Below are 13606 nucleotides of genomic sequence, written 5' to 3' on the forward strand. Positions count from 1 at the left end.
CGCCGACGCTCCTCACCCGGATGCGGGCTCGAGGACGGCGTCGCGCAGCGGGGACCGGGACACGGCCACCGACAGCAGCAGCCAGCTCACGCCCACGAAGGCCAGGATCACGTACGTGTCGTGCAGCGCGTGCTCCAGCACGCCGGTCACGATCGACGCGAGGGGAATGGAGGCGAACCCGAGCATCCGGGTGGTGGCGAGGACCCGGCCGAGCAGCCGCTCGGGGACGAGCCGCTGGCGGAGCGTGAGCGCGGACACCCCCACCACCCCGGCCGCGGCGAACTGCGCGAGCCACGCCGCCCCGATCGCCACCGGGCCACGCGCCGGGACCAGGCAGAGCACCGCGAGGCCGCCCACGGCCATCGCGGCCGTCAGGAGCGTGCCCGGCGGGTGGCGCCTGAGCAGGCGACCGGCCGCCGCGGCGCCGAGGACCGCGCCCATCCCCTGCATCGCGTACACCACGCCGATCTGCGCCGGCGTGAACCGGTGATATTCGGTGAGGTAGAAGACGAGGTCGGCCAGGGCCAGCCAGATCGTGAAGTTGCCCGCCATGGCCAGCAGGGCGCTGGACAGGACGATCCGGTTCTCCCCGAACAGGTAGCGCAGTCCCTCCCGGATGTCACCGAACACCGATTTGCGGGCGGCGGCACGGCCGGGGCGTGCGGCCGTGCGCCCGATGAACAGGATCAGCAGCGCTGACACGAAGAACGTGCCCGCGTCCAGGAAGATCGCCGTCTGGTAGCCCAGCGCCATCACGACGGTAGCGCCGATCAGGGGGCCCACCGTGCCGAGCGCGTAGTCGCCCATGTGGACGCGTGCGTTGGCCGTCGCCAGACGCCGCGGCGGCACCAGCGTCGGCAGGATGCTCTGGAACGCCGGTTGGTAAAGCGGCTCGGCGCACGCCAGCAGGAAGGTGAGCGCGAAGACCAGCCAGACCGGCCGCGCTCCCGCCATCACGAACAGGGCCAGGGCGCAGGCGACCGCCCCGGCGACCAGGTCACCCGCGATCAGCACCCGCCGGTGGTCGAACCGGTCGGCGATCACACCTCCGAACATCGCGAGCAGCAGATAGGGCAGGTACTCCAGCGCGTACAGCGCGCCCGTGGCCAGGGCGGAGCCCGTCAGGTGCAGCACCAGCAGCGGAAGGGTCAGCCGGTACATCCAGTTGCCGACGGACGAGGTGAGATAGGCGCCCAGCAGCAGCCAGTACCGGTGGGTGGGATAGGCGGCCAAGGCCTCGCCCGGCACCGTGTCGTCAGGCATCTTCCAGAGCCTGCCGCACGTCCGCGTCGTCCGGCGCCAGGTCCGCCGCCCGGAGAAGGTCGGCCCTGGCCGGTTCCCGCCTGCCCAGGGCGCGCAGTGCGACGGCCCGGTTGAACAGCAGCGCGGCGTCCTCGCCGAGTTCGAGCGCCCGGGTCAGGTCGGCCACGGCACCTTCTGGGTCTCCGGTCTCGAAGGCGAGGGCACCCCGGGCGGCCCACGCCGACGCCAGCGCGGGGTCCCGGTCCAGCGCGGCGTCGAGCGCCTTGCGCGCCTCGGCGTGCCTGCCCTCCGCCGCCTCCACCTGACCCAGCACGCACAGCAGATGGGCGTTTCCCGGATCCAGCGCCAGGCCCAGCTCCACGTCCTCCCTGGCCCTGCCGTACTCCCCGGCGGCGGTGAGCAGTCCCGCCCGGTTGACGTAGGCGAGTGCGAATCCGGGGTCCAGCTCCAGGGCGTGGTCCAGGTCGGCCAGCGCCCCCTCGTGGTCCCCCTCGGCGAACCGGATCTCCGCCCGGTTGTAGTACGGCTCGGGGAAGGGCGGGCTCACCCGCATCGCGGTCTCGTAGTCGGCCGCCGCCTCGTCGTGCCTGCCGAGGCGGCACAGCAGGTTGCCGCGGTCGATGTAGTAGTCGGGATACTCCGGGTCGGCCTCGACCGCCGCCGTCAGGTCGGCCAGCGCCTCGTGCGGCCGCCCCAGCAGCACGCTCAACTGGGCCCGGTTGGCCCACAGGACCAGCCGGTGGATGGGGTGCTCGCCGGGGTCCAGGTCGCGTTCCGCCAGCTCGATCGCCGCCTCGACGAGCCGGTACGCCTCGGTGAGCCGGCCGCGGCGGCTCACCACGAGCGCCTTGCCGTTGAGGTCGAAGCCCAGGTGGAAGGCGCGCAGCCGGCGGTCGGGCAGCAGAGAGGTGAGCGCCACCGCCTCGTTGATCCAGGCCAGCGCCTCGTCGGCGTCCCGCCGGGCCGGGTCGTGGTGACGGACCAGCAGCATCGCGGTGGCGTAGGCCGCGGTCGCCCGGTCCTTCGGGTCGACGATCTCCCTGCGGGCCAGATCGAACAGCGCGCGGGCCGCCTCCTCCCGCTCGGTGGCGCCGAGCGCGGACGCGGTGCCGTGCAGGATCCGCCACCACGCCTCGGGGTCGGCCTCCCGCTCGATGATCCGCAACGCCCGCTCGCCCAGCTCGGCGGCGGCGTGGTGGAAGCCCTCGGTCAGGCACCGGTCCACCGCGAAGGCGAACGCGTCGATCACCGCCCGTGGGTCGCCCCCCTGCTCCAGGTGACAGCGCTCGCGGTGGTAGGGGATCGCACCGAGCCGCGGCGCGACCAGCCCGGTCGCGGCCAGCGCGTCGGCCCTCTCCCGGTGTCTGCGGGCCCGTTCTCCGGGACTCGCCCGCTCGTACGGCTCGCGCACCGAGGGCGCGTCGCAGGTGCCGTCGAGCTCGACATAGTCCCCCTCGGCGTCCCCGTCGGTGACGTGATCCCTCCTGGTGACCGGTCGCTCGGCGTACCGTTCGAGGGCGGCGGCCAGTTCGGGACCGGGATCGGCCGCGCAGACGACGAGCGTGAGCAGGGCGGGGTCGAGGCGGCGGAGCAGGACGGTGAGAAGCTCGCGGTCGGTGTGGTCGGCGTGGTCCACCTGTTCCACGACGAGCGCGCGCGGCCCCCGCGCCGGGTAGTCGCGGAGGAACTCGGCCAGGCCGTTGGCGATGCGCAGCGTGCGCCGTGGCGCGGGCACCAGGATGCGCTGGCTCCTGGGCAGAGCGGCGGCGATCGACTGCCGCCGGGCCGGGACCACATCGCACAGGTCGGGGGCGGCCGCACGGATCTCGATGTCGTGCGCGGACACCAGGTCGGGCCGGTGCTCCAGGGCCCGCGGCACCAGCGCGTGCAGCAGCGCGCCCGCCGCGGTGTACGGCCCGCACCGCCGCCGGTGTGCGTCGATCGGAGGCAGCAGCGGCTCCGGGACCGGCTCCCCCGCCCAGTGTGTTGCCCTGATCCACAGATGGCGCACGCGATCGGCCTCCCCGTGATCGGCGCCGGAAGATCCCCGCAGACGAGAACGGAGCCGGCGCCCCGGGTCGAACCCCTCGGGCGCCGGCTCCGTGATCGATCAGGTCAGGTGCCGGGGACTGGCGGCGGCGGACAGCTTGGCCGTGCCAGGCTTGTGGACGATGATCTTCTTCATGGTGCCCCCTTCGACCATTGTTCGAATGAGGGATATATCAACACGAACGAGACCGGCCAACAAGGCATGATCGGGAAATGCCCATAGTCGGATAGCGCCTCAGTCGCCGATCAGGGCGTCCACGAAGACCTCGGGGTCGAACGGCGCGAGGTCGTCCGGGCCCTCGCCGAGGCCCACGAGCTTCACCGGCACGCCCAGCTCACGCTGGACCGAGATCACGATGCCGCCCTTGGCCGTGCCGTCCAGCTTGGTCAGGGCGATGCCGGTCACGTTGACCACCTCGGCGAAGACCTGCGCCTGGCGCATGCCGTTCTGGCCGGTGGTCGCGTCGAGGACGAGCAGCACCTCGTCCACCGTCGCCTTCTTCTCGATGACCCGCTTGACCTTGCCCAGCTCGTCCATGAGGCCGGTCTTGGTGTGCAGCCGTCCCGCCGTGTCGATGATCACGGTGTCGGCCTTGTCCTCGATGCCCTTGGCCACGGCGTCGAACGCCACGGACGCCGGGTCGCCGCCCTCGGGGCCGCGTACGACGCCCGCGCCGACCCGGTCGCCCCACGTCTGGAGCTGGTCGGTCGCGGCGGCCCGGAACGTGTCGGCGGCGCCGAGCACGACCTTCCCGCCGTCGCCGACCAGCACCCGGGCGAGCTTGCCCGAGGTGGTGGTCTTGCCCGTGCCGTTGACGCCGACGACGAGCACGACGGCGGGCCGCTCACCGTGCGGCCGGGTGTGGAGGGTGCGGTCGAGGTCCGGCGCGACCTGCGTGAGCAGTTCCTCGCGCAGCAGCCTGCGCACCTCGTCCGGGGTGCGGCTGCCGAGCACCTTGACCTTCGTCCGCAGTTCCTCCACCATCGCGCGGGTGGGCGCGACGCCGACGTCGGCGGTGATCAGAGTCTCCTCGATCTCGTCCCAGACGTCGTCGTCGAGCCGGTCCCGCGACAGCAGTTCGAGCAGTCCGCGGCCGAGGACGTTCTGCGAGCGGGCCAGGCGGCTGCGCAGCCGGATCATCCGTCCCGCCGAGGGCGGCGGGACCTCGATCTCCGGAGCCTTGATCAGCTCCTCGATGGGGGGAGGCGGCAGCGTGGTCGTCGTGCCGCCGTCCTCCTCGCCCAGCCCTCCCTTGAGCGGCTCCTCGACGACGGGAGCCTTCGGCTCGGGCGGGGCCGGCGGCGCGGGCGGCAGGTCCTTCGCCTTCGGCCGGAACAGCAGCCACAGGCCACCCACCGCCAGTATGGCGACGATGGCCACGATCACGATGATGCCGAGGTAACCGTCCACACCATGCAGTTTCCCAGACAACCGGCAGTGCTCGGTCGCGCGGACCCGCTCGTCGCGCGCCTCCGCCGCGCCACGGCCCCGGGTTCACCGCCGACGACCGGGACCCGGTTTTCCTACACCTTCTCCCGCAGGCGCTGACTCACGACCTGGGTGACGCCGTCACCGCGCATCGACACGCCGTACAGCGCGTCGGCGATCTCCATCGTGCGCTTCTGGTGCGTGATCACGATGAGCTGTGAGGCTTGTCTCAGTTCCTCGAAGAGAGTCAGCAGCCGCTGGGTGTTGGTGTCGTCCAGGGCCGCCTCGACCTCGTCCATCACGTAGAACGGCGACGGGCGGGCCTTGAAGATCGAGATCAGGAACGCCACCGCCGTCAGCGACCGCTCGCCGCCGGACAGCAGCGACAGCCGCTTGACCTTCTTGCCGGGCGGCCGGGCCTCGACCTCGACCCCGGTGGTCAGCATGTCGGAGGGGTCGGTGAGCAGCAGCCGGCCCTCCCCGCCGGGGAAGACCCGGCCGAAGATCTGCTCGAACTCGCGCGCCACGTCCTCGTACGCCGCCGCGAAGACCTGCTCGACCCGGTCGTCGACCTCCTTGACCACCAGCAGCAGGTCGCGCCGGGTCTTCTTGAGGTCCTCCAGCTGGGAGGTGAGGAAGGCGTGCCGTTCCTCCAGCGCGGCGAACTCCTCCAGGGCCAGCGGGTTGACCTTGCCGAGCTGGGTCATCTGCCGCTCGGCCGTCCTCGCCCGTTTCTCCTGCTCCTCCCGCACGTACGGCACGGGCGGCTCGCCCGGCACCGGCGCCGTGGGGCCGTACTCGGCGAGGAGGGGTTCCAGCTCGATGCCGTACTCCTCCAGGGCCCGCTGCTCCATCTGCTCCAGGCGCAGCCGCCGCTCCGTCCTCGCCATCTCGCTGCCGTGGACCCGGTTGACCAGGGCGTCCAGCTCGGAGCCGAGCTCGCGGACGCGCAGGCGCACCTGCTTGAGCTCGGCGTCGATCTGCCCGCGCGCCCGCTCGGCCTCGTCGCGCTCCTCGGCGGCCCGCGCGAGCGAGCCCTCCAGGGCGGTCAGCGCGGTGCGGGCGCCCTCGGCGACCGCGGCGGCGATCTCGGCCTGCCTCCGCCGGCGTTCCCGGTCGGCCGCGGCCCGCGCGCGGTCCTGCCGCTCCCGCTGGGCCGCGCGGAGCAGGGCGTCGGCGCGGCCCGCGATGCCCCGCGCCCGCTCCTCCGCCGTACGGACGGTCAGCCGGGCCTCCATCTCGGCCTGGCGGGTGACGCCGCAGACGGCGGCGAGATCGTCGCGGGTGTCGGTGGTCGGCTCGGCCTCCAGCTCGGCGGCGTACTCCGCCTCGGCGAGCTGTTCCTCCAGCTCCACCACCACGGCCTGGGCCTGTTCGCGGGCCTCCTCCGCGTCGCGCACCGACCCGCCCAGCCGCGCCGCCTCGTCCTGGGCGGCCTTGACGGCGGCCTCCAGCCGGGCGAGCTGCTTGGCCGCCGCGGCGGCCTTCTGATCGGCCTCCCGCTGCCTGCCGCGCAGCCGGTCGAGCACGGCCTGGGCCGCGTTCAGCCCGTTCTGGGCGTCGTTGACGCCGTTCTGGGCGGCGCTGACACCGCTCTGCGCCTCGGCCACCCGCGCCTGGGCCTCCTCCAGCGCGAGCTGGCACTCCCGCTCGGCGGCCACGGCCTCCGTGAGCGCCTCGGCGTGCCGCTCGGCCCCGGCCCTGGCGGTGGCCAGGTCGGCGGCGGCCTCGTCGAGGGCGGTTCGCATCTGCAGCAGCGAGGACCCGCCGCCGGAGCCGCCGTGCGCCGCGTGGACCCCGAGCAGGTCGCCCGACGTGGTGACGGCCCGCAGGCCCGGATGGGAGTCCACGACCTTGCGCGCGGAGGGCAGATCGGGCACCACGACCACGTCGGACAGCAGCGCCTCCACCGCCGGGCGCAGCTCGTCCGGCACGGCCACCAGGTCGGCCGCCCACTCCGCGCCCGCGACGGGCGGCTCCGGCCGGTCGTACGCCTCGTGCCGGTCGGCCGCGACGAGCAGGGCGGCGCGTCCGGCGCCGGTCTCGCGCAGGTGCTCCACGGCCGCCACGGCCGCGGTGAGAGAGGCGACGGCCACGCCGTCCACGGCCAGCACGGCCGCGACGGCGGCCTCCGCCCCGGGCCGTACGGCCAGCAGCGTGGCGACGGGGCCGAGCATCCCGGGCAGGCCCGCCCCGAGCAGGGCGGCGGCTCCGTCGGCGCCTCCGGCCAGGCTCATCTCCAGGGCCTCGCACCGCGCCTGCAGGGCGGCGACGGCGCGCTGCGACTCGGAGTCGGCGGCGCGGGCGGCGCCGACGGCGGCCTTCGCGGCGGCCAGCGCGTCGCCCGGCGCGGCCAGGGCGGCCCGCTCCCGCTCCACAACGGCCCCGGCCTGCTCCGCTACGGCCCTGGCCTCCTCCACCGCGGCGCGGGCGAGGTCGACGCCCTCCTGCGCGGTCTCCAGCTCGGCGGCGAGCTCGGGGTCGGCCGGGGGCTCGTCGAGCGCGCCCGTGTCCAGCTCGTCCTGGGCCTGCTCGGCGCGGCGGGTGGCGTCCTCGACGGCCTTGGTGAGCCGGCCGATCTCGTCCCCGGCGGCCCTGGCCCGGCTCCTGGCCGACTCGACCTGGCCGCGCAGCCGGGCGAGCGCCTCCCTGCGGTCGGCCGCGGCGCGGGCGGCGACCGACAGGCGCCGCTCCTCGGCGGCGAGCGCCTCCTCGGCCTCGGCGCGCACCTCGACGGCGGCGGCGAGCCGCTCGCGCGCCTCGTCCAGCTCGTCGGCCAGCACCCGCTCCTGCTCGCGCACCTCGGCGGCCTCGCGCTCCAGGTCCTCCGGGTCGCGCCCGCGCCGTTCGACCGACGCGGCGTCGGCGGCGTGCCTCCTGCGCTCGGCCGCCAGGCTCTCCACGCCACGCAGCCGTTCCCGCAGGGCCGAGAGGTGGTAGAAGGTCTCCTGGGCCGCCTTCAGCCGCGGCTGCGCCTCGTTCTCCGCGGCCTCCAGCTCGGTTTCCCGCCGCTGCCCCTCGGCCAGCTCGGCCTCCACCCGGGCCCGCCTGGCCTGTACGGCCGCCTCGTCGGCCTCCTCGCGCTGCAGGGTGTCGCGGAGGGTCACGACGTCGTCGGCGAGCAGGCGCAGCCGCGCGTCGCGCAGGTCGGCCTGGATCACGGCCGCCTTCCTCGCGATCTCGGCCTGCCGGCCGAGCGGCTTGAGCTGGCGGCGCAGCTCGGCCACGAGGTCCTGGACGCGGGTGAGGTTGGCCTGCATCGCGTCGAGCTTGCGGAGCGCCTTCTCCTTGCGCTTGCGGTGCTTGAGCACGCCGGCGGCCTCTTCGATGAACGCCCTGCGCTCCTCGGGCCCGGCGTGCAGCACCTGGTCGAGCTGGCCCTGGCCGACGATGACGTGCATCTCCCGGCCGATGCCGGAGTCGGAGAGCAGCTCCTGGATGTCGAGCAGGCGGCAGGTGTCGCCGTTGATGGCGTACTCGCTCTGGCCCGACCGGAACATCAGCCGGCTGATCGTGACCTCGGTGTAGTCGATCGGCAGCGCGCCGTCACCGTTGTCGATCGTCAGAGTGACCTCGGCGCGGCCGAGGGGCGGGCGGCTGGAGGTGCCCGCGAAGATGACGTCCTCCATCTTGCCGCCGCGCAGCGACTTGGCGCTGTGCTCGCCCATCACCCAGGCGAGGGCGTCGACGACGTTGGACTTGCCGGAGCCGTTGGGGCCGACCACCGCCGTGATCCCGGGCTCGAAACGGAGGGTGGTGGCCGAGGCGAACGACTTGAAACCGCGTAAGGTGAGCGTCTTCAGGTACACGTCCGCCCCCCTCGGTGCCGCCCGTCGGCTGGGGGGAAAGACTACAGGTCCCGAAGCCGGGGTACGCGGAATAGACGCCGCTTGACCTCCGGCCGGCCGGGGTGGCAATTCCCGTGGAACGGTTCCGGAAATGGCAAGGGACGCCTTTGCGGGGCGTCCCTACAATCCTTTTCCCGTTCCGGCCGGTCCCTCAGGTGAGAGCCGGCTCGCGATCCTGCAGCCGGACCAGGGCCTCATCACGAGTTTGCGCTTCGAGCGCGTCGTTCTGGGCCTGGAGCCGGTTGAGTTCTGCCTCGAGGTCGCGGATGCGCTGCTGGAGGCGACGCATTTCCGAGATCATTCGAGGATCAGGACCGCCGACGTGGCCGAGTAGAGCCTTCGCCATAGTAAAGGGTCCTCCACGCTGAGTGACCAGACTGGTTCGCGCACTTCATGCCGCGGGAGGGGTGCGCGTGGTTCCTCTCAAGAGTCGCACCGGCATTGGAGACGGTCAAGTTGAACGCTCCGCACGATGAAGCCGGTGGGCACTCTCGCTAGGTAAATATACCGGATTTACGGGGTTTGAGGGAAGCCCTACCTCTCGACAAACCCGGCGATACTCCGCTTCGCTTCGCTCCAGCGCTCGACCACCCCCTCGACGTGGCCGGGCGTGTCACCGGTGCGTAACAGGTCCAGGAGCTTGTCGCACGACTCCCTGGGACCTTCGGCGACGACCTCGACCCTTCCGTCGGCCAGGTTCGCGGCCCACCCGACCAGCCCGAGTTCCAGCGCGCGGGCGCGGGTCCACCAGCGGAACCCCACACCCTGCACCCGTCCCCGGACCCATGCCGTCAACCGAATCACGAATACAAGTATCCAGATCGGCTCCGGCCGCGATCGCCGGGGGTGGCGCTAGGAGCGGCCGGGCTAGGGGCGGGCGTTCCTCGGGCGGGGCTGGCACTTCGGGCAGCTGTAGGAGGAGCGGTTCATGAACGCCTCCCGCCTGACCGGCGTGCCGCAGCGGCGGCAGGGCTCGTCGCGCCTGCCGTAGACGGCGAGCGACCGGTCGAAGTAGCCGCTCTCGCCGTTCACGTTGACGTACAGGCTGTCGAAGGACGTGCCGCCCTGGCCGAGAGCCTCGGTCATGACGGCCCGGACCGCCGCGAGCAGCTCGAAGATCTTCGGCCGGGTCAGCGTCTCGGTCGGGCGCGCCCAGTGCAGCCGCGCCCGCCACAACGCCTCGTCCGCGTAGATGTTGCCGACCCCGCTGATCAGCGACTGGTCGAGCAGCGCCCGCTTGATCCCCGTACGGCGCAGCCGCAGCCGGACGGCGAACTCGGCGTCGTCGAAGGCGTCCTCCAGCGGGTCGGCGGCGATGTGCGCGACCGGCTCGGGCACCGCCCGGCCCCGGCCGGCGGTCATCGGGGCGACCAGCAGGTGCCCGAAGGTGCGCTGGTCGACGAAACGTAACTCCGGGCCGCCGTCGGCGAAGCCCATGCGCACCCGCAGGTGCTTCTCGATCGGCGCCATCGGGTCCTCGACGAGAAGCTGACCGCTCATGCCGAGGTGGGCGAGCAGCGCCTCCCCCGCGTCCTCCGGCTCCTCCGGCTCCGCGGGGCCGTCGAGCAGGGGCAGCCACAGGTACTTGCCCCTGCGCTCCGCCGAGGCGAGGGTGCGGCCCTTGAGCTGGGCGGCGAGATCGCCGGGGTTGCGGCGGACCGCGCGGGGATTGAGCACCTCGGCCGCGGCGACCGTCCGGCCGGCGACCCAGCGCTCCAGGCCCCGGCGTACGACCTCGACCTCGGGCAGTTCGGGCATGTTCCCTCCCCGGGCGGGGTCAGGCGCGGACGGGCCCGGCGCCCTCGCGGGCGTCGCGCAGCGCGCGGATCGCGGTCCAGGCCGCCTCGGCCGCCTGCTGCTCGGCCTCCTTCTTGCTGCGCCCGGCGCCCTTGCCGTACTCCTTGCCGCCCACGCGCACGACGGCCGAGAAGGACTTGGCGTGGTCGGGCCCGCTCTCGTCGACGTGATACTCCGGCACGCCGAGCATCTCGGCGGCGGTGAGCTCCTGCAGGGAGGTCTTCCAGTCGAGCCCGGCGCCGAGCGACGCCGACCGCGTGATGAGGGGATCGAACAGCAGGTGGACGACGCGGAACGCCTCGTCCAGGCCCTTGTCGACGTACACGGTGCCGATCAGGGCCTCCAGCGTGTCGGCCAGGATGGACGACTTGTCCCGTCCGCCGGTGCCCTCCTCGCCGCGGCCGAGCCGCAGGTACTTGCCGAGGTCGAGCGCCCTGGCGACGTCCGCGAGCGCCCGCATGTTGACCACGGCGGCGCGCAGCTTCGCGAGCTGGCCCTCCGGCAGGTCCGGGTGGTTGCGGAACAGCGTGTCCGTCACCACCAGGCCCAGCACCGAGTCACCCAGGAACTCCAGGCGCTCGTTGGTCGGCAGGCCGCCGTTCTCGTACGCGTACGAGCGGTGCGTCAGCGCCCGCTCCAGGATTCCGGTGCTGAGCCGGACGTCCAGCACCTGGTGAAGCTCGTCTCTGGCGATCTCGACGGGCACGGGTTTCGCCGATGGTGCGGCCATGGAATCCTCCCAATTCCTCCGCGGGACAAAGCCGTGCGCGGGAGGCAGGTGGATCCGCCGATGGCCCGAAGGCGTGGTGGACGCCGGTCCGCCGGGAGCCGATGGCCCCGGCGTCCACCACGGCCGCGGGCGTGCATGCCGGTGCGTGTCTACCGTCCTACCGCCGCACGTTCCTGAAAGCACGGTAACGCCGGCCGGGTCCTGTTGACGATCCGGCCGGCGTCCCGATTACCACGCGCGGCCCGGAGATCCGGTCTCCGGAGCGCGCTTGCGGCAGCTTGCGCGCGATCAGGCCGACGGCTCGACGACCTGACGGCGGTTGTAGGTGCCGCAGGTCGGGCACGCCACGTGCGGGCGCTTGGGCGAGCGGCACTGCGGGCAGCTCACGAGTGCGACCGCCGCCGCCTTCCACTGGGACCTGCGGGCGCGGGTGTTGCTCCGCGACATTCTCCGCTTGGGGACGGCCACGTCAACCCTCCTGATCGTCTTTCTGTTCCTCAACCAAACCCTGCAGCGCCGCCCAGCGGGGGTCGACCGTCTCGTGCCGGTGGTCCGGGCCGGCCTCCGCCAGCCTGACTCCGCACTCCGCGCAGAGACCGGGGCAGTCTTCACCGCACACCGGGCTCAGCGGCAGTGCGAGCACCACCGCGTCACGGAATACCGGCTCGAGATCGAGCAGTTCGCCGTCGAGGAGCAGATCGTCCTCTCCGGCGTCCTCCGCCGAGTAGAAGTAGAGCTCCTGGAAGTCGACCTCGATCTCCGAGGTCAACGGGTCCAGGCAGCGCGAGCACTCCCCCGTGAGGGGAGCCTGCGCCGTGCCCGTCACGAGCACGCCCTCCATCACCGCCTCGAGCCGGATGTCCAGCTCGACGTCGGCGTCCTTGGGAACGCCGATCATTCCGACCGCGAGGTCCACCGGCGCCGGGAGGGTCGGGGTGAGGGTGCGCATCGATCCCGGTCGGCGTCCCAGATCGTGGGTGGAAATCACCCAGGGGGCTCGGGGATCGAGGCTGCGCAGACTCATCCTGCTCTCGTTAGGCATGGCGAATCACCGCCGTCGTGCAAGGCTGAAAGGCAAGAATACCAGCCCCGTTCAGCCTCTGAGCCGCTCGATGAGCAGCTGGTGGACGAGGTCCGGGACCAGGCCCGACACGTCGCCGCCGTACCGGGCGATCTCCTTGAGCCTGCTCGACGACAGGAACGAGTACTCCGGGTTGGTGGACATGAACAGCGTCTCCACCCCCGACATCCGGTAGTTGAGCTGGGCCATCTGCAGCTCGTAGTCGAAGTCGCTGACCGCCCGCAGGCCCTTCACGATGGCCGGGATGCCCTGCTGCCTGCAGAAGTCCACCAGCAGCCCGTGGAACTTCTCCACCCGGATGTTGCCGTACTCCTTCGTCACCGCCTGGAGCATCTCGATGCGCTCGTCGACGGTGAACAGGCTGTGCTTCTCGATGTTGATCAACACGGCCACGACGACCTCGTCGTACAGCCGTGACGTCCGGCCGATGATGTCCAGATGTCCGTTGGTGACGGGATCGAACGACCCCGGGCAGACGACGCGGCGCAACGCGCACCCCCATAGATTCACGGGTTCCCGGCGGCGCGACCGTACCAAACGGCCGCTTCGCCGTACCGGCGGACCCTGTCCTCGGTGAATCCCTCCGGCCACACCAGGTCCTTACCCCTGGACTCCCGCTCCACGGCCACCAGCGCGCCCTCCGCCAGCCAGCCGTTGTCGCGCAGCGCCCTGAGCACCCGCGAGACGGCCTCGTCCGAGACGGCGTAGGGCGGGTCGGCGAAGACGAAGTCGTACGGCTCCTCGCACGGGCGGCCGACCACCCGCTCGACCTTCTCGGCCCGCAGGAACGCCCCCGGCAGCCCGAGCGACGCGATGTTCTCCCTGATCGTCCGCGCGGCCCTGGCGTCCGACTCGACGAGCAGCGCGTGGACGGCTCCCCGGCTCAGCGCCTCCAGGCCCACGGCGCCCGACCCGGCGTACAGGTCGAGCGCCCGGGCCCCGTCCAGCGGCCCGAGCGTGGAGCCGACCGTCGCGAACACGCCCTCCCGGGTGCGGTCGCTCGTCGGCCTGGTCGATCTCCCCGGCGGGACGGCCAGCCTGCGGCCGCCCGCCGTCCCTGCGATCACCCGCGTCACGTCCTCATTGTCCCGCCCGCGACGGCCGCCGCGGCACGCCGGGGACGGGCCGGACGTAGATCAGCGGGGTCAAGAGTGGGCAAGCGGCGGCGAGGAAAGGGTAAGAGCCGTATCGCGGGCTCCGTCCCATGCGCATCATGAGTTCTGCGGCCTCCACGGTGACCCAGCGGGAGGCCGGCCGGCGTGATCGTGAGCCCTTCCGCACGTCGGCGCCTCCGGCACCTGACCCGGAGGCGGGCCCGGCCGGGGACGGCATTCGGGGGGAGGCCGTCCCCTGAGCCGGGCTCTGGGTCGTCACACGGGCGTCGTGTTCGCACGACGCCCGTTCCAATT

Annotated in this window: 12 protein-coding genes; all 12 read right to left on the reverse strand. The window is 72.7% G+C overall.

From position 1 onward, the window contains the following. Window positions 1–12: 12 nt before the first annotated feature. Entirely contained in the window at window positions 13–1263 is a 1251-nt protein-coding gene (locus F5972_RS21860; protein WP_150935428.1) for an MFS transporter, read from the reverse strand. Beyond that, window positions 1256–3274: a tetratricopeptide repeat protein gene (locus tag F5972_RS21865; RefSeq protein ID WP_225311718.1), complete on the reverse strand. Its 2019-nt coding sequence runs from the start codon at window positions 3272–3274 to the stop codon at window positions 1256–1258. Before F5972_RS21865 ends, F5972_RS21860 begins: the two co-directional genes overlap by 8 nt. 273 nt (window positions 3275–3547) lie before the next feature. Further along, a complete protein-coding gene (gene ftsY / locus F5972_RS21870; RefSeq protein WP_150935429.1) occupies window positions 3548–4723 on the reverse strand; it encodes a signal recognition particle-docking protein FtsY in 1176 nt (391 codons plus the stop codon). Window positions 4724–4836: 113 nt separating this feature from the next. Continuing rightward, a complete protein-coding gene (locus tag F5972_RS21875; protein ID WP_150935430.1) occupies window positions 4837–8550 on the reverse strand; it encodes a chromosome segregation SMC family protein in 3714 nt (1237 codons plus the stop codon). Window positions 8551–8740: 190 nt separating this feature from the next. Further along, window positions 8741–8935, reverse strand: coding sequence for a hypothetical protein (locus tag F5972_RS21880; protein ID WP_142571989.1), 195 nt, complete (start codon window positions 8933–8935; stop codon window positions 8741–8743). Window positions 8936–9123: 188 nt separating this feature from the next. Next, on the reverse strand, window positions 9124–9393 hold the full coding sequence (locus tag F5972_RS21885; RefSeq protein ID WP_150935431.1) for an acylphosphatase: 270 nt from the start codon (window positions 9391–9393) through the stop codon (window positions 9124–9126). Window positions 9394–9456: 63 nt separating this feature from the next. Then, window positions 9457–10347, reverse strand: a complete 891-nt coding sequence (mutM, locus tag F5972_RS21890) for a bifunctional DNA-formamidopyrimidine glycosylase/DNA-(apurinic or apyrimidinic site) lyase (RefSeq protein WP_150935432.1) — start codon at window positions 10345–10347, stop codon at window positions 9457–9459. Window positions 10348–10366: 19 nt separating this feature from the next. After that, window positions 10367–11116: a ribonuclease III gene (gene rnc / locus F5972_RS21895; protein ID WP_150935433.1), complete on the reverse strand. Its 750-nt coding sequence runs from the start codon at window positions 11114–11116 to the stop codon at window positions 10367–10369. A gap of 288 nt (window positions 11117–11404) precedes the next feature. Next, window positions 11405–11584 (reverse strand): 50S ribosomal protein L32, encoded by a 180-nt coding sequence (rpmF, locus tag F5972_RS21900; RefSeq protein ID WP_111698173.1) that lies wholly within the window; start codon window positions 11582–11584, stop codon window positions 11405–11407. Window position 11585: 1 nt separating this feature from the next. Next, the gene (locus F5972_RS21905) at window positions 11586–12140 is read right to left on the reverse strand and encodes a YceD family protein (protein ID WP_150935434.1); all 555 of its coding nucleotides are present in this window, start codon (window positions 12138–12140) and stop codon (window positions 11586–11588) included. Window positions 12141–12209: 69 nt separating this feature from the next. Further along, a complete protein-coding gene (gene coaD / locus F5972_RS21910) occupies window positions 12210–12686 on the reverse strand; it encodes a pantetheine-phosphate adenylyltransferase (protein ID WP_150935435.1) in 477 nt (158 codons plus the stop codon). Window positions 12687–12703: 17 nt separating this feature from the next. Beyond that, entirely contained in the window at window positions 12704–13273 is a 570-nt protein-coding gene (rsmD, locus tag F5972_RS21915; protein WP_150935436.1) for a 16S rRNA (guanine(966)-N(2))-methyltransferase RsmD, read from the reverse strand. Between the last annotated feature and the right edge of the window lie 333 nt (window positions 13274–13606).

Source organism: Microbispora cellulosiformans (assembly GCF_008728085.1).
Taxonomy (GTDB): Bacteria; Actinomycetota; Actinomycetes; order Streptosporangiales; family Streptosporangiaceae; genus Microbispora; species Microbispora amethystogenes.